This window comes from Falsihalocynthiibacter arcticus (assembly GCF_000812665.2).
GTDB classification, from domain to species: domain Bacteria; phylum Pseudomonadota; class Alphaproteobacteria; order Rhodobacterales; family Rhodobacteraceae; genus Falsihalocynthiibacter; species Falsihalocynthiibacter arcticus.
The window spans coordinates 2,290,935-2,307,416 of sequence record NZ_CP014327.1 but is presented as its reverse complement, the minus strand read 5'-3'; the positions used below and the strand labels follow the sequence as shown (position 1 = coordinate 2,307,416).

Sequence of the window (16,482 nt, the reverse complement as noted above, 5' to 3'; positions counted from 1 at the left end):
AAGCAAACCGGAATATGCAGCATCTTTAAAGGGAACATGATGAATACGTTTGGAAGAATGGGCGTGCTATTATGCACAGCCTCGTGGGCTGGCCTAATGGCAGCGCCGCAAGCAACGGCACAAGAAATCACAGAAGAAAACGGATACCTCGGAAGCTTGGAACTGGGCGAAAGTAAGCGCGCAGTTCAAGTCGATACAGCGGTTGCTGTCACTATCGTAGATCAATCTGAAATAGAGGACCGCCAAGCGAGCACCGTTGCCGAGCTCATTGATTCAGTTCCCGGAGTGACGCTTGTGAACGGTGGCACCGCCGCCGGATCGGGGATCAATATTCGTGGGTATGGCGCCAATGCCTCTTACGGAACGGACCAAAAAGTCGCGATCATCGTTGATGGGGCAACCAAGGGCAGCGAAGAACTCTATCGTATTGGCACCCAGCTTTATACCGACCCAATGTTGTACAGACAGGTTGAGGTTATTCGTGGAACGGTCGGTTCCTTTGAATATGGAACGGGCATCGTTGGTGGTGTTGTAAAGTTTGAAACCAAAGACGCCTCGGAGTTCACCTATGGTGAAATCGGATTTAAATTACGTGAAACGCTTGAATTTGTCAGCAATGGCAATGGCTTCACCAGCTCCACTATTCTGGCATGGCAACCCAGCGAAAACGCTGAGTACCTGTTTAACTATACGCGCCGCCAATTGGGTGTGCAGACGGATGGCGACGGAAACGAGATCAATCCAGCTTCTGGTGGCATTGATGACCCCTCCTACCTCGTGAAGGGGAAGTTCAGTTTTGGTGAAAGTAACGACCAGAGCGTGACGCTTAGCTATTCAGACACGAACTCTGATCAACAGGACGTGCCCTATGACTCTCTTTCGAACCTAGACTTTGGTAATGTTGATCGCGAAACACACAATATCACGGCCATTCTGGCCTATAACTACAATCCGGTCGGCAACGACCTTATCGATCTTACCGCACTGCTGACCTACTCAGATGAGCAAATCGACAGCACATCCTTGGAGCCCTATAGTCCGTTTCTGTCGCCTCTTCTAGATGCAGACCAACGCTACGAAACCACAACTCTTTCGCTTAAAAACACATCCTTGTTCCAAACGGGCAATGCGGAGCACAATCTACGGTCCGGCATTGAGTTTATTCGGCGCGAACGCTTGGATGCCTATTCCGCCCCCGGCGGCGTTGATAATCGGGTCGCCGTTTTCATGGTGGACGATATCCAATACGGTGACCATCTGACCTATACGCCTGCTTTGCGGTATGAAACCTCAACGACTGACTCCAATGATTCAAGCGTGATTGCATCCTATCAGAATGATGCTTTGGTCGGGGGGCTTTCTGTTCGGTATGCGTTTGATAGCGGCTTCGCTGTGTTTGCCAGCGGTGCATATACCGAAGGTCTGCCAATCTTGGATGACCTAGAAAATCCACTATATATGACGCAAAGTGAAAAAGCCCGGACCTATGAAGTTGGGGCCTCCTATGTGCGCGGGGATGCCTTCTTTGGCGGTGACTCCCTCGCGCTAAAGGCCAACCTCTACGTCACCAGCCTTTGGGACGTTACATCCTATACCGATATCGGCCAAATCGACACCGAAGGCCTAGAACTCGAGGGGTCGTATACCCACCAGTCCGGTGTTTACGTGGACATGAATGCCAACATCGTAAACGGTGAGCAGATTGCTTTAGACGGCACATCGGAACGTTGGTCACGTCTGGCAGCAGATTCGGTTGGCATCACTGTAGGGAAACGATTTGACGAAAAACTTGACGTCAGCTGGGAACTTGTTGCCGCGGCGAGTGTCGATGACGTTGATGATCCAACCCCAGGTTATGGGGTGAACAACCTGCGGGCAACCTACCGCCCACAAGACGGAATTCTTGAGGGCACAGAGGTTCGCTTTGGTTTGGAAAATGTTTTCGACAAAGAATACAGAACCCACCTTTCGACCCGAAATGCTGCTGGTCGAAACTTTAAACTCACACTTGCGAAAACCTTCTAAAACATCGGAGATGCCAGTTATGCCACGTCTATCTACTCAACCTTGGGCTCTGTGCTTGGCCCTTTCTGCCGCCTTAACACAAGGCCTTCCAACTCAAGCCCAAGAGGCAAAACAGGCTGGCATCTCTATCGAACTAAACGCGGCGCAAACAAGGGAGGGCCATTGTTTGTTGTCGTTTTTAGCGGAAAATCAAATGGAGACGGGTGTGGATCAAGCTGTCTTTGAAACCGTCCTGTTTGATACAGAGGGTCAGGTGGTTCAACTCAGTTTGTTTGACTTCCAAGCCCTGCCAAAAGCGCGCGCGCGCCTACGTCAATTTCAGGTGCAAGATGTGCTTTGTGAAAACCTCGGACGCATCTTGGTGAACGGCGTTGAGGCATGTGAAGGGGTGGATACCACACCTGAGATCTGTGCCGCAAATCTTACGACTTCAACACGCTTAAACATAGAATTGGTTGGGTGAACAAGATGAATTTCACTCTCGCCCCCATCGCCTCAATTTACGAAACAGGCGGCTTTGTTGTCGTTATCCTCTCATTTGCGTCGGCCTGTGCATTGGCCGTTGTCCTCTACAAAATCTGGCAATTCAGCGCCACTTTTGTGGGGCGCCATGCAGCCTTACATCAAGCCCTCAATGATCTGGACAATGGGGATATTGCAAATGCCCGCGCCAAACTTCAGAACAGCCAATCGTTCCTCGCGCATCACTTTCTCGCGGCACTCTCCGCACCTAAGACCCCGTTAAATACAGTCCGCATCGAAGGCGAAATTGAAGCCAGTTTTTCAAAACTCGAACGCGGCCTTAGATTCTTGGATCTTGTGGCACAACTTGCCCCCCTCCTCGGCCTTTTCGGCACCGTTTTGGGAATGATCGAAGCCTTCAAAGCCCTGCAGGGCGCGGGTTCTTCGGTCGATCCATCGGTTCTGGCGGGCGGTATTTGGGTCGCGCTATTGACCACGGCTGTTGGCCTTGCGGTCGCTATGCCCAGTTCCGCGATTTTAAGCTGGCTTGACTCGCGCCTCGCCGCCGAACGCGTTTTTGCTAACTGTGCCCTTTGCACGATCTATGCTCCTAAATCACCCGCGAACGAACGAGACTTGGCCCATGCCGCTTAACGTCTCCCGAACTCAACGCAGTGGGCTTTCAATGACATCCTTAATCGATGTTATCTTTCTATTGCTTTTGTTCTTCATGCTGAGTTCAACGTTTTCCAAATACGGAACTGTCCCCCTGACCTCTCGCGCCAGCGGGGGCGCTGTTGGCATCGCAGAAGAAACGCGCTTCCTAAAACTCGAAAAAGAGCGCCTGCTTTGGAACGGTCAATCCGAAAGCGTGGCCACATTGGAAGGCGTATTGGGAGACCTTCCAAAGGACAAAAGCACAACAGTTCTACTACATCTTTCCCCAGATGTGTCCTCGCAACGGCTGGTCGAAGTCCTCACCACATTTCACGCGTTTTCCAACCTTCAATTATCAGTGTTGGAGTAACTATGTTGTCGCAACCGCTTCGCCGCCGCAAACCCGAACCCACCATTGCGCTCATCAACGTGGTTTTTCTCATGCTTATATTTTTCCTCATCGCAGGAACAATTGCGCCTGCATTGGCCCCTGATCATCAACTTGTTCAAACCAATAACAGCGCCAATATTCCTCCACCTGATGCCATCCTGATCGACGTTCAGGGCGCGATGTCTTTGCATGGCGCACCCATTGAGGCCCCATTCAGCTTGGACAACTTGAGAGCTGCAATTTCAGATGAAGGCGCGTTGCGAATTGCACCAGCTCAGGACCTACCGGCCACCCTCCTCCTTCGACGCGTGGCGACCCTCAAGACAGCGGGTGCCGAGGTCATTCACCTTATTTCAGAAAGGCAGGCGCCATGATCCGAAGCTCAAACACAATCGGGATTTTCTGTTTCCTTGGCGCGATCGCAGCCCATGGTGCGGTGATGGTCGGTACGTCGCAAAAAACCACCGTTGAAATCGAAACAGGCATCGGAGCCCCAGTCACAACTTTCGGCACGGCCTTTGCGAATTTGGCAATCGGCGTCGAAAGCGGCGAAGTCATTTCGGTCAACCCAGCGCAGCAACCCAAAACCGCAGCAGCAACAATGCCCATTCGAACTGCTGCACTCAAACCAAAACAGCAGGCTTTAAATGAGACCGCTGTTTTGCAAAAAACTATGCCACATATCTCTAGGGTGAGCGCCCTACAGGCTCAACCGACAGCCGTCGCGCACCCACAGGCAGAGACACCGGCCAAGCCGCTCACAACAAAAACAATCAAACCTACGAACGAACCTCCTGAAGCCAAACAACAAAAGGAACCGAAAAGGATTCCCAACAAACCGGTTCCTCCTAAAGCTGGTCCCAAGGGCAATAACACAAAAGAAAATGCGGCAGCAGGCACACTGGATGGCCAAAAAGAGGCCAAATCTGCAACTAAAGGTGTCACGTCCAGCAAGAAAAATTCCTCAGGAGGAAATGCTGCGACCTCTAACTACCCCGGGAAAGTTTTTAACAAAATCAAACGTGCCCCCCGCAAAAAGGTGAACGTAAAAGGCGAAGCATTAGTCTCTTTCGAAATCGCAAGCAACGGAGGCCTCGTTTCTGTTTCTTTGGCAAGAAGTTCGGGTTCCGAGGCCTTAGATCGTGCTGCGGTAAGCCAAATCAAATCAGCGGCCCCGTTCCCATCACCCCCTGAGGGAGCCCGCAAACGCTATACAGTTTCGCTCAAAGGGAAGAGTTAGGCACACCACATGTCATAGACATATCAGCTAATTACTTTTCCGGCGGCATCCCGTAGAGCCTAAATTCTCCATTTACGAATTGACGAATCTATTGTTAAATCTCGGAATACTCGAAAAAACGGACGCCGAGGGACGTGTTCCAAAATCGCTATGGAGAGCGCAGATACGCTGCAGAGCTGGCGAATCCCCCGGACCGAAATACAGACCAACACAATTGAGCAGAAACGTCATTCATGTAGTTGAAATAGATTATCAGACAGGGTTCGCCCTTTCGGCGGCGCGCCGGATTGTCGATGGTCTCAAACTATGGAAGACCGGCAAAGCAGGCTGGGATGAGATCAGCCGCTCGCTTTTGCTCTACGGCCCACCCGGCACCGGCAAAACCTATTTGGCCCGTGCCGTCGGCAACGGCGCGGGGCTCTCCGTTGTCAACGCCAGCTTTGGCGCATGGCAATCGGCGGGACATCTGGGCGATATGCTGCGCGAGATGCGGGCCACTCGACACGAAATTCCAACGTATTCAATTATGCCTTCAAACCGTCGCCAATTTTCTCGAAACAAATGACGAGTATTTACTTATTTTCCTGCACTTTGAACGGGAGCTTGAGGCTGAGCAGCGAAACGCGAAACCATTGCCCGCTCAAAAAAGTATCTTCCGAGCTGGCCTTGATCGACGCAGCAGACCCCGAAAAAAAACGGCCCGTTACGTCTGCTTCACTTAAGATGATCGGGAATTGCAAGCATGACTTCTTCGGCGATGAGGAGACGGTCGGAGAGGCTCAGACTATCGCCATAAGCCCGCGACCGCGACGCGCCTTGAGGGAATGCCCCATCAACTCTCCTCGATCGTCCGTCTGATAACCGGCCTTTTTCATCCGGCTTAACGTGCTCCGAGTTATTCTGTTTGCGTTATGGCTTCTCACAACAACTCTTGCAATGGTCTACGTTTCCATCCCCTTTACCGACTGGTTTGAAATCAGATACCGTTTCACAATTGGTGAATTTGCAACAAGTTCAATCATTACTGTTGCATCTGCTTTACCGATTTTTGCAAATGGCTATTTGACGCGCTAGAATAGCAATCTAAATACTGGCAACTCCTCTAAGTTTGATCCGGAGGGTGCATACCCCTCCCCTGTTTTCTTTAGATTGATGCAGCCGCGCGATTGCCTCTTCGCTTGTCAGCAATATATTTGGATTGATGCTTCAATATTGACAGAACCAATATCGTCCAAAGGCTATGTAAGCTCCTGATTAATCCATTATTTAGCGCACTCTTTAAAGGCCGATGTCTGTATGACATCTGATACACTAAGTGTCGGCATGTCAGCCAACACAAAACATTTCACTGACTTCCAGTCAGTTATACTTGTGGCGCTGATATGCTCCTGAATAGCTTGAGTAACCCAGAATCCAGGATCGCCTTCCGGATAATAGTTGTGCTCCCAAAACTCTCCTAAAATAAAGGTTTTGTAGAGCGATATCCTCTCTAGATCGTCGCCCGAAAGATAAGTTAATGCCGACAACAGATAACCGAACTCTTTTTTAAAAGTTCCCGATGAATTGGTAGCGTCGCGGAAGAGGAACATCCGAATTGGCAGGTAGTAACGAAAACTTTCCAAAGACGTCCCGCTATATTTCTTGAAAGAACCTGGGCCAATTCCGAACCCACCCCTATAAGCCTCTACAAGAAGATTACACGGCGTTATTTCGCGAAGTGCATCTCTGTCAACAAGGGTTGCTTCTCTGTCCTCGACACAATCTGACAAAGCGACTCCAGCCGTAAATAAAAAAATTACCGTGGCGAAGAACATGGCGGCAAATAAGCGAAAACTTGAGGTGCCAATTCCTCTCGCAACGCCCCACAGAGCAGAACAAAGAAGAGACCCGCGAAGTGTGACACATTCAGCATCTGACGCGTCTGTTGAGAAATTCCTCGACTTAGCGTGCGACAAACCAATACTTGTCATAAATCACTCCATTTCTGGCCACTTTTACTTTGCGTCAAACTACAGACCTTGGGGGAGGTGTAAACCTATGTGGAAAATTCATTACACTCTAAATTCAAACTCCAAACCACCAAATTGTATAATTCTAGCCTATACTTAGGAGTGATACGAGTTTTCCTATTTCCGCCATCTCAACAGTTCTGAGGCCGTGCTTAAAGTTTGGATGTGCAGCACCGCGCGGCGCGTCACCACCAGCGCCGTGCAATCGGCAAACAGTTGAGCCTTGCTTAGAAGGGCGCAGCACCTTTTGCCAGTGGACTTCGTCTTAGCAGCGCATCTGGGCGCGTTTCTGAGCTTTTCAACAGGGTCTATGGGGTTATGGTCGCTTTTCAATACTACCGCCCCCTGCGTGGCTGACATTGCCGACGATAGCTTGGCCGCCTTCATTCACGGTCACACGCTCAACCCGAACAATTTGCTGCGCTTTAGTCCATTCCAAGCTGGCGGTAGACCCGCTTAACATATTCGCCGAACGCATCAGTAGTTTTGATATCGAGTGTTCGGGGATGAGGAAGGTCGATCTTGAAATGATCCGCCATACGTGCGGGACCAGCCGAGAGCACTGCGCAATGAGATCCAAGGAAAATCGCTTCTTGAATACCATGCGTAATGAAGACGATGGTTTTCTGACTTTCTTGCCAAATCCGCAGCATTTCGAGGTTCATCTTTTCACGCGTCATCGCATCAAGCGCCCCAAAGGGTTCATCCATTAGAACCAGTTTCGGATCATGGATCAGCGCACGTGCAATTGCGGCGCGTTGCTGCATGCCGCCCGAAAGTTCAAACGGATATTTTTTACCCGCATGGCCCAACCCAACCATCTGCAACAAATCTTGTGCGCGTTCCCGCGCTGACTTCATTGGCAGACCAAGGATTTGAGCTGGCAGCAATACATTTTCGGTAATGGTGCGCCACTTGAGAAGCATGGGTTGCTGAAACACCATACCGACATCACGCCCCTCTTCAAAATTGGCCACACTTGAACCAATCTTTACCGTGCCGCCATCAGCCTCGTGCAATCCCGCGAGAATTTTAAGCATTGTCGTCTTGCCGCAGCCTGACGGCCCGACCACAGAGAGCAGTTCTCCATCATTAACATCAAGGGTCACATCGGACAGCGCCACATGCTCCTTCGTGCCAGTCCGGTAAACCTTGCGCACATTTTGCATTTGAATGAACGGTTCTTCGCTCAGAGGAGCGGGTTGAGTAATGACGGTCATGCAAGCCACCTTTCGAGGTTGTCAGCGATGAAGTCATCATCGGCGAGATCAGGATGGGCCGCGTAGACCCGGTCGATTTCTTCTGCTTGTCCCGAAGAAAGCCCTTCGTCGGGATCAAGACAATTGATCGTTTCAAGCAAATTCTGACGACGCAACACTTCATGACACCCAGCGATACACCCGTGAAAATTGTTGGCGACATCAAAAAATGCCGCATTACAATCGGTGACGCGAGCATCGAGCGCGGCAAGATCAAGAGGCAAGTCTGCGCCGCTTTCGACGACAGTATGAACCCGATCTAGCAGTTCAACCGCCTTGCGCGTCCAGACCGACCAGTGGCCTAAAAGGCCACCGCGAATGCGCAATCGCACAATTTTATTATCGCGCGGAATATCAAAGGGGGTAATCAAGTCGGCCACGATGTGGTCGTCATTGCCAGTGTACAACGTGATACGATCTTCTGCGTTGGCTGCCACAACACCCTTCATGACGTCTAAAGTTTTGTATCGATTGAACGGCGCCATCTTAATCGCAACCGCGTTGTCTATGCAGGAAAATTCACGCCAGAAGTTGGCATCTAAATCAATTCCGCCCACTGCAGACTGCATATAGAAGCCAATGATTGGCATTTCTTCGGCAACGGCACGGCAATGCGCGATCAATTGCTCTGGAGATTGGCCGCGCAAAGCTCCCATAGACACAAGGACCGCGTGATAGCCGTGTGAGCAGGCAATTTTTGCCTCCGCGACAGCCTGCTTCGTTGGCCCTGCAACGCCTGCGATCATCACCATTGGACGATCGGTCCATGCGCGAGCATCCTCGGCCGCAGCTTTTAAAACAGGTTCGTAGAGCCCGATGTCGCGAATGGCAAATTGAGTTGTGTGAACCCCTACAGCCAGCCCTCCTGACCCAGCATCAACGTAGTAACGGGTCAGTGCGCGTTGGCGGGTGCGATCAAATTCACGATTTTCGTCAAGCGCCAGCGGATGCGCGGGAATGACAGCCCCTTTGCGCAAAAGCGCAATAACTTCTTCGGGAAGATCGGAGTGGTGAAGACCCATTTGTTTGTTCCTATCCAAATTCAGGTCCGGCGATTGCGGCAATCGTCGATCCATTTTCAGGGGGCAGCCACGGGCCGCGTTTCATGCGTAAAAACGGGCGCTGTTTTTCAAACCCCAGCGTTTCAAGACGTGCTACAAGTTGGGTACAGTGATCAGCCACATCCATAAAAACGGGTCCGGCGATGGAGTCTATGAGGTCAGTGACGAGGGCCGCGATCTCTGAGCCATCCGAGAGTGACGAAGCCGAAGCAATAGGACCAATCTGAGTGGCCAGACGACCATCTCGACCAAAGGCACACAGCGTTGTGTCAGGTTCATAGCGGCACAGATCCGAGCGACGGCGTGCAAAGTTCGAGAGCAACTCTGTTCTATCCGCGCCAAAGGCTTGGTTTGCAGTTAAAATCGCAGGGGCAAGATCAGGTGCCACGGCAGCACAGCACAGCTTGCCACCACCAGTTCCTGCCCAACGGGTAAAGGTGTCATAGCCTTCAAAGCCGAGCTTGCGATAGATGACTTCCCCTGCGGGTGTGGCATCTAACACAGCCGTTCGGTTTTGGGCGTCGATCTCTGACAGGCAATGCCTTAGCAATCTGGTGCCAAAGCCGCATCCACGCCTGCTTTTGCGTGTAAGGACCATGCTTATCCAAGCGACCTCAATCCCATAAGGCATGATTGCCGCACTGGCAGACAACACGCCATCCTCCACGATACCAAACACCGCACCGTGGCTTAGAAAGAGCTGCCAATCATCTGCGGTTTGGTTCCAAGCCGCTTCCGTTGAAAGCTCCATCGCTTCATCGATATTGTCTTGCGACAAGGAGATGAGGCGCGGGCCGATGTGTTGGGGAGGAACCGCCTCAGTAGGCACCATCACGCGCCTCAAAATGAGTTGGTTTGTTGTGTGATGGCAAGTTGTCAGAAACCCAGTTGGCAGTCCAATCCATCATCCGATCGAGCGGCACAATTGGGTAGCCGAAGATGCCGTTAGACACGCGCGTGTTTGACAACCATGCTTCTGGGGCTTCTTCTCCCGTGATGACAGGGGCGCGGCCCAACTTTTCACCCAACTTTTCAGCCAGCCAACGCACGGAAACCACTTCGGGACCAGTGACATTGATCGGACTTGTCGGAGTCGTCGCCTGCTTGAGGCAGCGCAAAGCAATTGAATTTGCATCGCCCTGCCAGATCACGTTGACATGCCCCATAGTGACATCAATCGGGAGACCATCACGTACCTTCACAGCGATATCGTGAAGCACACCGTAGCGCAGATCGATTGCGTAGTTGAGGCGATAGATTTTACCAGGAGTGTCATGGACAGCAGAGAAATATTCAAACATCCGCTCACGCCCAATACACGATTGCGCATATTCTCCGGGCGGATCAAGCTGATCCCCCTCGTCAGAGCCCATGCCTTCAACTTGGGAAAATGCATAAACGCAACCCGTGGAAAAAGCGACGATACGTGACGAGGAAAATGCCTGAGCAACGAGCGCAGGAATATGAGTATTCGCCGCCCATGTCAGAGGCTGATTGCCGTCCGACCCGAACTTGCGACCTGCCATAAAGATAATATTTTTGACCTTAGGCAGGGCTTCAATCGCGGTAGCGTCGAAAAGATCGCAGGTAATAGTTTCGATGCCGTTCGCTTCCAGTTCCACTTTTGAGGCTGGATCGGAAAACCGCGCCACGGCAATGATTTTTTTGTTAGGGGCCGCATTGCGTGCAAGGCGCGCAAGAGATGGACCCATCTTGCCACTCGCGCCGAGGATCATAATATCGCCATCGATGGCAGCAAGATCATCGATCAGCGCCTGAGACGGTTGCGCAATGAAGGCATCTAAAGCCTCAACACTATTAAAACGTTCGGGCAGACATGCCCCATCTAGCAATTTAACGGGAGTTTTATTGATATCGCTCATGACATCCTCGCATCTTTAGGGAGCACAATGTGTTCGACAAGAAGCACTGCCATGTAAAGCGCGATGCCGATCAGCGTGATCAAGGTTACAGCCATAAACATGGCGGGGGTATCAAGGGATGCCTGCACTTGGATCATCAGGTAGCCAAGCCCGCGGTCAGAGGCAATGAATTCACCAACAACAGCACCAGCAACAGCAAGGATTGCCGAAACTTTCATGCCAGAAAATATGTACGGAAGCGCACCGGGTAGCTGGATGTAAAAAAAGGTTTGCCAACGCGATCCACGCAACGATTTCACCAAATCAAGCAGGTCAGGCTCCACTTCGCGCAACCCCCTGACAGTTGTCAGTAGGATGGGGAAAAAGCAAAGTGAAAATGTGATCAGAATGTTGGTCGAGATACCATAGCTAAACCAAACAATCACCAACGGGCCAAGTGCCACCTTTGGGATCATGTTGAGTGTGATTAGCAGGGGGAAAAACATCATGGATAGTGTTTTGGACCACGAGAAAATCAACGCAGCAGCAACGCCCAATACTATAGCAAAGAAATAGCCACCGCAGATTTCCAGCGCAGTGACCCAAGTATTGCCGAGCCAATCATAGCGACTGGAACCAAGGGTCATAATAATCTCGCTTGGCGCGGGAAGGATAAAGCGTGGCACGTCAAAGAGTTTAACTGCCAATTCCCAAACGACGAGAACCGCCACGTGAGACATGAATGCAACCAGTCTGCTGCGGTTGCGCAGGCGACGTTCCAGTCGCGCGCGCTCGTCTAGACCTGTGTCCGTTTCTGAACTCATATTTCATCCCCTGTTTTAAAAAAGGCTAGACAGGATGACCTCAAATGTCAACCAACCAGTTGGTTGATTTATTTATGCCGCAAAGACGATAGCACGAAATCTACAATATGGGCGCGCCGTTGCTGCATCTGTTTGGCTGTGGTTATGTCTCGATTAAAAATAACCGAGGCTGTATGGCGATTGGAAAAGTAGAAATAGGTAAGCCCTGCGATCGAGAGGTATAGATCAATCGGGTCAAATCGATTGTTAAAAACACCTGCAGCCACACCACGATCTAGCGTTTCTTCGACCAAGTTGATGAGCGGAGAATGCATGTCCGTGACCTTATCGGACTTCTTCAAATGAACCGCCTCCATCCGGTTTTCATCATTGATTAAAGTGACGAACTCAGGGTGTTCTGCAAGATAATCAAACGAGAACTCGACGAGAACCCGCATGGCGGCCTCTGGCTCATGCTCTTCAAGATGAAGCTGCTGTTCGCGCGCACGAATCTCGCGATAGACCTCTTCCAGCGTGGCGCGGTAGAGATCGGCTTTGCTGCCGAAGTGATGATAAACCAATTGTTTATTAACGCCCGCAAGGCGCGCGATACGATCAACGCGCCCCCCTTCAAAGCCGAATTCGGAAAATTCAGTGACCGCCGCGTCGAGAAGTGCCTTTCGACTTGCGGCAGTATCCCGTTTTTGCGGACGCCTTTTAGGAGTCGAGCCTTCGGCTTTCGCGCTGTTATTAACAATCATAGGTTTTTCCATCACACGTCCTCGCCACACCCTTTATGTAACCAACTAGTTGATTGGTTGTTGATCAATAATAGCATCCATGCCTATTGTTGACCACCAAGATCGTCTGGGTACGCGACACTATCACCTGTCGGGTTCCATTTTTCTATTTATAATCTAGGAGTTAACCAAAGATGTCTAGAAATTATCTCGTTCTTTCGACTGCGCTTTCAGCACTTCTTTCTCCGCTTGCTGCGCAAGCCGAAGACATCAGCATGGTACTAAATTGGGTACCGACCGCCGATCATGCGCCCTATTTCTATGCAAAACAGCAAGGCTGGTATGAGGCGGAAGGCATTGATTTGGAAATTGAAGCCGGACGTGGATCAGGTGCCGCTGTTCAGCGCGTTGCTGCGGGCATTGCAGAAATAGGCGTGGCAGATCTTGCAACGGTCCTACTTGCACGTGGCGAAGGAGCCAACGCCACTGCAGTGATGACCGTCTATGCCAACACACCCCAAGGTTTTTATTGGCTCAAAAGTAGTGGAATTGAAACACCCAAGGACTTTTCTGGCCGCTCTATCGGGAATCCACCTGCGGATGCGTCACGTATCATGTGGCCCCTGTTTGCAAAAACCGTTGGTATCGAACCTGACTCTGTTAAATTCGTAAATGTTTCACCACAGGCAAAGTTGGCCTCTCTAAAGAGCGGCGCGATTGACGTGACCAGCGATTTCTACAACGAGCATGATCTAAAAGTGCGCGAATTTGGCGACGACCTTGGGTTTGTCGCTTGGCGCGACATTGGCGTGAACCCCTATGGCAATTCGATCATCGTCAATGAAACATTCCTAGCAGAGCACCGCGATACCGTTGGGAAATTCGCGGCTGTAAGCCAAAAGGCCTTTGCAGCCTGCGTCGCCGATTTCCAACCGTGTTTGGATGCGTTGATGTCCGACGTGTCTGGTTTGGATGCCGAAAACCAAAAAAATCAATGGAGCCGAATTAAAGAACTGATGCGTGATGAGACAACGCAGACAGTTGCCCTCGGAGCCTTTAGTCCGGAACGGATGGCCGCCGATTACAGTATGGTTGAGACTTATTTTGACCTCAAAGAACCGTTTGACATAGAAACGGTTTACACCAACGATTTTCTCGATGAGACAATTAAAATGACTGCCGAGTAGCAAGCCTTTTGAACCCTCAATTGACATAGAGCGCGGCGGTTTTCGCTGCGCTCTATTGTTCGGCCTTGTCGCGCATACGTTCGGGGCTCTCAACTCATTTAAGTTGCCTTTCGCTCGAAAGCGACAGGGCCTCTCCAGCCAATGCTGAGTGCCGCTGTCGTGGATTGTAAAAGCCGTTGATCTATTTGAAGATCGCCATCTCAATCGTAGCATGGGTCAGACCATCAAGCCGCAATACTATACTCACAGTCGTAGCAATTTCCTTTGCCGCTCATGAACAGCCCCAGCAGTGAATGATTACATGCATGAGAGGGGGACGCTTGGAACCCGTGCTGACGCAGGATCTTCTGACAATCATGCGAACAGTATTGGCTGCCATGATGCATATCCTGCTCGGAAACCACGAGTTCGCGGCCAAAGCTTCGTCAATGTCAGAGGGGATCGAAGACAATCTTTGCATCGCTGTTGAACAAAGCATCAATCTGGCTCCAGTCATGGATCTTCTGGCAGCGTTCTCGCATGAATTCCCACATGTGACGCTAGAAATTCTGACGACGGGCCCCAACGACACCGCTACTTCGCTCAAGGAAGGGCGCGCTGTTCTAGGCCTTATGACCGAACAGGAAAGCTATCCGACCGGTTTTCAATTTCGTGGCGTAGGGCATTCAGCTCTGATCCCAATCTGCAGTAAATCCCATCCCTTGGCAAAGATTGATAGCGTCACCCACCGAGATTTTCGGCAGCATCGACAATTGGTTCTGAAAAGCCGTTCACGGAGTGTGCCGGGGCACGTCAGAGAGGTCAAAAGCGCCTCGATTTGGTATGCGGAAAGTTCGGGGATGATCCTCGATCTGGTGTTGCACGGTTTAGGTTGGGCAGAACTTCCGCTGTCGGCAGTCAGGAGCTTGGTGGCATCGGACGGATTGGTCCAAATGGAATACGCTTTCCAGCAAAGCGATGCCTTGGATGGCTTAGACCTTGTTTGGACCGAGCAGCAAGTTCTTGGTCAAGCAGGTCAATGGATTCAAAACCAGCTGCTAATGGTGCCGCAGGATGTCTGGCAGGCGAAGTGGAATATCTTTCGGATAGACCACTAAAAATGCCCGCCCTACAGAGCTGGTTTCTTTTCCCACGCTTCGCTTAATAGGCGAGCTCGTATAAGGCACCAGCGAGAACTTTGATGCCCGCCACGATGTCTTCTATGGTCGAAAACTCTTCCGGCGTGTGGCTACGCCCGTCTTTGCTACGCACGAAGATCATTGCAATCGGACAGATTTTAGCCATTTGTTGCGCATCGTGACCTGCCCCGCTAGCCATGTGCATGGTTGCAACACCGGCGGAGTCTGCTGCCCGACCAAGCGCGGAAAGAAGGTCTGGATCGCTTGGGCACGCGGGATGATCAATTAGGATTTGCGTCTCCAAAGTTAGGCCTCGTCTCGTCGCAATCTCAGACAACATTCTATCGTGCGTCTGATAGAGAAGGGCAGCCGCTTCTGGATCCGGATGACGGGCATCAATGGTAAATGTCACCGAACGTGGAATGATCGCGGCACTATTCGGGCCAGGTATGCATTGCCCGATGGTCGTGACCGCGGGGCGCCCAAGAGTATGAGCGTGATCGATCACCGATGTGACGACTTCAGCGAACCCCGCCATAGGATCGTAGCGTATATCCATGGGAAAAGCACCGGCATGATTGGACTGCCCTGTCAGCGTGACCTTAGTTTGTCGAATGTGAGTAATTGCATCCACAATTGCCACTGGCAAATTCGCATCCTCTAGGATGGGGCCTTGCTCGATATGGAGTTCGACAAAAGCCTCGATATCATTGCGCGCAGCCTCATCGATACGCGCCGGATTAAAGCCGATTGCAGCCATGGTGCTGCCAATACTATCGCCTGTCGCTTCTAAAACGGTGTCGCAATCTTGCGGCGTCACTCGTCCGACGATTGCCCGCGATCCCCAAAACCCAGCGGTTGGAAACCGGCTGCCTTCTTCTTCGCAAAACGACACGAATTCCAGTGGCTTTCGAGGTGAACCAAACTCAGCTTTCAAAGCGGCGATTGCAACGAGAGCCGCCACGACGCCAAGTGCTCCATCGTAACGCCCACCCGGACGTAGCCCGGATGAAAGTGGCGCGGGTGACGTTCAAGTTAACGGGATCATCACGTTATCGCAATATGCACCGCGTTCCACCAGTCTGTCCCACCACGCCTTAACATTTGGCAAATCGGGTCGCTCAAAGCCCATCGAATGCCAGCGATATGCTGAACTCCCAAGCGGAATGTCGGCCATGCTCGGTTCGTCGCCCATGATAAAATCGCAGGCGGCGAGGTGTTGATCCAAGATTGCCCAATGCTTTGTGGCTTCTGCGATTGCCGTATTAATCTGCGCCGCGTTGCGCACGCCAGCTTCGGTCCGAATAAGTTGCCAGAACAAGACCGTCATTGGCGCATGCATCGTCGTGAGATACCAGTCCATCCACTGACCAGCCAAGGCTACTTCCTGCGCTGACGAGAACTTCCATTCGCCGGTCCCGTAGTGGTCACACAGATAACGCACAATGGCATTGGATTCCCAAAGTACAAAGTCGCCATCAATGAGGACGGGAACACTTCCGTTCGGGTTCAGGGCGCGAAATTCGTAGGTATTATTTCCTCCGAACGCCCCACCAATGTCGACCCTCTCCACATCGACATCAAGCTCTGCGGCGCACCACATAACCTTTTGTACATTAACGGAGTTGGCGCGTCCGAGAACCTTAATCATAATTTCGTCCAATCTTT

At 51.3% G+C, this 16,482-nt stretch carries 18 protein-coding genes and 1 pseudogene; 9 read left to right on the top strand and 10 right to left on the bottom strand.

The features are described from left to right. Positions 1-96: 96 nt before the first annotated feature. From RC74_RS11465 to RC74_RS11435, 7 genes are all read left to right on the top strand, one after another. Complete coding sequence (locus tag RC74_RS11465; protein ID WP_038999923.1) at positions 97-2,025, top strand: TonB-dependent receptor domain-containing protein; 1,929 nt, start codon at positions 97-99, stop codon at positions 2,023-2,025. A 19-nt stretch (positions 2,026-2,044) separates the two neighbouring features. Beyond that, positions 2,045-2,488 carry a hypothetical protein gene (locus RC74_RS11460; RefSeq protein ID WP_038999910.1) on the top strand — a complete coding sequence of 148 codons (444 nt, stop codon included), beginning with the start codon at positions 2,045-2,047 and terminating at the stop codon, positions 2,486-2,488. A 5-nt stretch (positions 2,489-2,493) separates the two neighbouring features. Beyond that, positions 2,494-3,141, top strand: a complete 648-nt coding sequence (locus RC74_RS11455) for a MotA/TolQ/ExbB proton channel family protein (protein WP_038999912.1) — start codon at positions 2,494-2,496, stop codon at positions 3,139-3,141. A gap of 31 nt (positions 3,142-3,172) precedes the next feature. After that, positions 3,173-3,514, top strand: coding sequence for a biopolymer transporter ExbD (locus tag RC74_RS11450; protein WP_038999924.1), 342 nt, complete (start codon positions 3,173-3,175; stop codon positions 3,512-3,514). A 2-nt stretch (positions 3,515-3,516) separates the two neighbouring features. After that, positions 3,517-3,909: an ExbD/TolR family protein gene (locus tag RC74_RS11445; protein ID WP_038999913.1), complete on the top strand. Its 393-nt coding sequence runs from the start codon at positions 3,517-3,519 to the stop codon at positions 3,907-3,909. Further along, positions 3,906-4,775: a cell envelope integrity protein TolA gene (tolA, locus tag RC74_RS11440; protein ID WP_052274547.1), complete on the top strand. Its 870-nt coding sequence runs from the start codon at positions 3,906-3,908 to the stop codon at positions 4,773-4,775. The genes RC74_RS11445 and tolA overlap by 4 nt, the downstream gene beginning before the upstream one ends. Before the next feature lie 214 nt (positions 4,776-4,989). Beyond that, entirely contained in the window at positions 4,990-5,340 is a 351-nt protein-coding gene (locus tag RC74_RS11435) for an AAA family ATPase (protein ID WP_038999914.1), read from the top strand. A gap of 697 nt (positions 5,341-6,037) precedes the next feature. Here the strand turns inward: RC74_RS11435 and RC74_RS11430 are convergent. The 7 genes from RC74_RS11430 to RC74_RS11395 all read right to left on the bottom strand — a co-directional run bounded on the left by RC74_RS11430 (position 6,038) and on the right by RC74_RS11395 (position 12,542). Further along, positions 6,038-6,745, bottom strand: coding sequence for a hypothetical protein (locus RC74_RS11430; protein WP_062628223.1), 708 nt, complete (start codon positions 6,743-6,745; stop codon positions 6,038-6,040). 464 nt (positions 6,746-7,209) lie between these two features. Further along, positions 7,210-8,004: an ABC transporter ATP-binding protein gene (locus RC74_RS11420; protein WP_062628222.1), complete on the bottom strand. Its 795-nt coding sequence runs from the start codon at positions 8,002-8,004 to the stop codon at positions 7,210-7,212. Then, positions 8,001-9,065, bottom strand: a complete 1,065-nt coding sequence (locus RC74_RS11415) for a dihydrodipicolinate synthase family protein (protein ID WP_038999932.1) — start codon at positions 9,063-9,065, stop codon at positions 8,001-8,003. Before RC74_RS11415 ends, RC74_RS11420 begins: the two co-directional genes overlap by 4 nt. Positions 9,066-9,075: 10 nt before the next feature. Next, entirely contained in the window at positions 9,076-9,936 is an 861-nt protein-coding gene (locus RC74_RS11410) for a GNAT family N-acetyltransferase (RefSeq protein WP_038999933.1), read from the bottom strand. Further along, on the bottom strand, positions 9,923-10,987 hold the full coding sequence (locus RC74_RS11405) for an NAD-dependent epimerase/dehydratase family protein (RefSeq protein ID WP_052274549.1): 1,065 nt from the start codon (positions 10,985-10,987) through the stop codon (positions 9,923-9,925). The genes RC74_RS11410 and RC74_RS11405 overlap by 14 nt, the downstream gene beginning before the upstream one ends. Further along, positions 10,984-11,790, bottom strand: coding sequence for an ABC transporter permease (locus RC74_RS11400; protein ID WP_052274550.1), 807 nt, complete (start codon positions 11,788-11,790; stop codon positions 10,984-10,986). Before RC74_RS11400 ends, RC74_RS11405 begins: the two co-directional genes overlap by 4 nt. A 68-nt stretch (positions 11,791-11,858) precedes the next feature. Continuing rightward, the gene (locus RC74_RS11395) at positions 11,859-12,542 is read right to left on the bottom strand and encodes a TetR/AcrR family transcriptional regulator (protein ID WP_038999935.1); all 684 of its coding nucleotides are present in this window, start codon (positions 12,540-12,542) and stop codon (positions 11,859-11,861) included. Positions 12,543-12,703: 161 nt separating this feature from the next. On the opposite strand from RC74_RS11395, the gene RC74_RS11390 reads away from it, so the two are divergent. Further along, positions 12,704-13,696: an ABC transporter substrate-binding protein gene (locus tag RC74_RS11390; RefSeq protein WP_038999936.1), complete on the top strand. Its 993-nt coding sequence runs from the start codon at positions 12,704-12,706 to the stop codon at positions 13,694-13,696. Between the two features lie 98 nt (positions 13,697-13,794). Here the strand turns inward: RC74_RS11390 and RC74_RS22180 are convergent. Then, positions 13,795-14,082: pseudogene (locus tag RC74_RS22180) on the bottom strand (hypothetical protein); the annotation flags it as partial. Between RC74_RS22180 and RC74_RS11385 the strand changes: the two are divergent. After that, complete coding sequence (locus tag RC74_RS11385; RefSeq protein ID WP_082802262.1) at positions 13,990-14,793, top strand: substrate-binding domain-containing protein; 804 nt, start codon at positions 13,990-13,992, stop codon at positions 14,791-14,793. The pseudogene RC74_RS22180 and the gene RC74_RS11385 sit on opposite strands and share 93 nt — an antisense overlap. A gap of 43 nt (positions 14,794-14,836) precedes the next feature. Here RC74_RS11385 and RC74_RS11380 read toward each other — a convergent pair whose 3' ends face one another. Continuing rightward, the gene (locus RC74_RS11380; RefSeq protein ID WP_052274552.1) at positions 14,837-15,778 is read right to left on the bottom strand and encodes a Zn-dependent hydrolase; all 942 of its coding nucleotides are present in this window, start codon (positions 15,776-15,778) and stop codon (positions 14,837-14,839) included. 66 nt (positions 15,779-15,844) lie between these two features. Beyond that, positions 15,845-16,465, bottom strand: coding sequence for a glutathione S-transferase family protein (locus RC74_RS11375; protein ID WP_039002166.1), 621 nt, complete (start codon positions 16,463-16,465; stop codon positions 15,845-15,847). Positions 16,466-16,482 lie beyond the last annotated feature (17 nt).

Coding starts and splice junctions, on each gene's coding strand:
- RC74_RS11465 (WP_038999923.1), top strand. CDS start 97: ATGGCAGCGCCGCAAGCAACGGCACAAGAAATCACAGAAGAAAACGGA.
- RC74_RS11460 (WP_038999910.1), top strand. CDS start 2,045: ATGCCACGTCTATCTACTCAACCTTGGGCTCTGTGCTTGGCCCTTTCT.
- RC74_RS11455 (WP_038999912.1), top strand. CDS start 2,494: ATGAATTTCACTCTCGCCCCCATCGCCTCAATTTACGAAACAGGCGGC.
- RC74_RS11450 (WP_038999924.1), top strand. CDS start 3,173: ATGACATCCTTAATCGATGTTATCTTTCTATTGCTTTTGTTCTTCATG.
- RC74_RS11445 (WP_038999913.1), top strand. CDS start 3,517: ATGTTGTCGCAACCGCTTCGCCGCCGCAAACCCGAACCCACCATTGCG.
- tolA (WP_052274547.1), top strand. CDS start 3,906: ATGATCCGAAGCTCAAACACAATCGGGATTTTCTGTTTCCTTGGCGCG.
- RC74_RS11430 (WP_062628223.1), bottom strand. CDS start 6,745: ATGACAAGTATTGGTTTGTCGCACGCTAAGTCGAGGAATTTCTCAACA.
- RC74_RS11420 (WP_062628222.1), bottom strand. CDS start 8,004: ATGACCGTCATTACTCAACCCGCTCCTCTGAGCGAAGAACCGTTCATT.
- RC74_RS11415 (WP_038999932.1), bottom strand. CDS start 9,065: ATGGGTCTTCACCACTCCGATCTTCCCGAAGAAGTTATTGCGCTTTTG.
- RC74_RS11410 (WP_038999933.1), bottom strand. CDS start 9,936: ATGGTGCCTACTGAGGCGGTTCCTCCCCAACACATCGGCCCGCGCCTC.
- RC74_RS11405 (WP_052274549.1), bottom strand. CDS start 10,987: ATGAGCGATATCAATAAAACTCCCGTTAAATTGCTAGATGGGGCATGT.
- RC74_RS11400 (WP_052274550.1), bottom strand. CDS start 11,790: ATGAGTTCAGAAACGGACACAGGTCTAGACGAGCGCGCGCGACTGGAA.
- RC74_RS11395 (WP_038999935.1), bottom strand. CDS start 12,542: ATGGAAAAACCTATGATTGTTAATAACAGCGCGAAAGCCGAAGGCTCG.
- RC74_RS11390 (WP_038999936.1), top strand. CDS start 12,704: ATGTCTAGAAATTATCTCGTTCTTTCGACTGCGCTTTCAGCACTTCTT.
- RC74_RS11385 (WP_082802262.1), top strand. CDS start 13,990: ATGATTACATGCATGAGAGGGGGACGCTTGGAACCCGTGCTGACGCAG.
- RC74_RS11375 (WP_039002166.1), bottom strand. CDS start 16,465: ATGATTAAGGTTCTCGGACGCGCCAACTCCGTTAATGTACAAAAGGTT.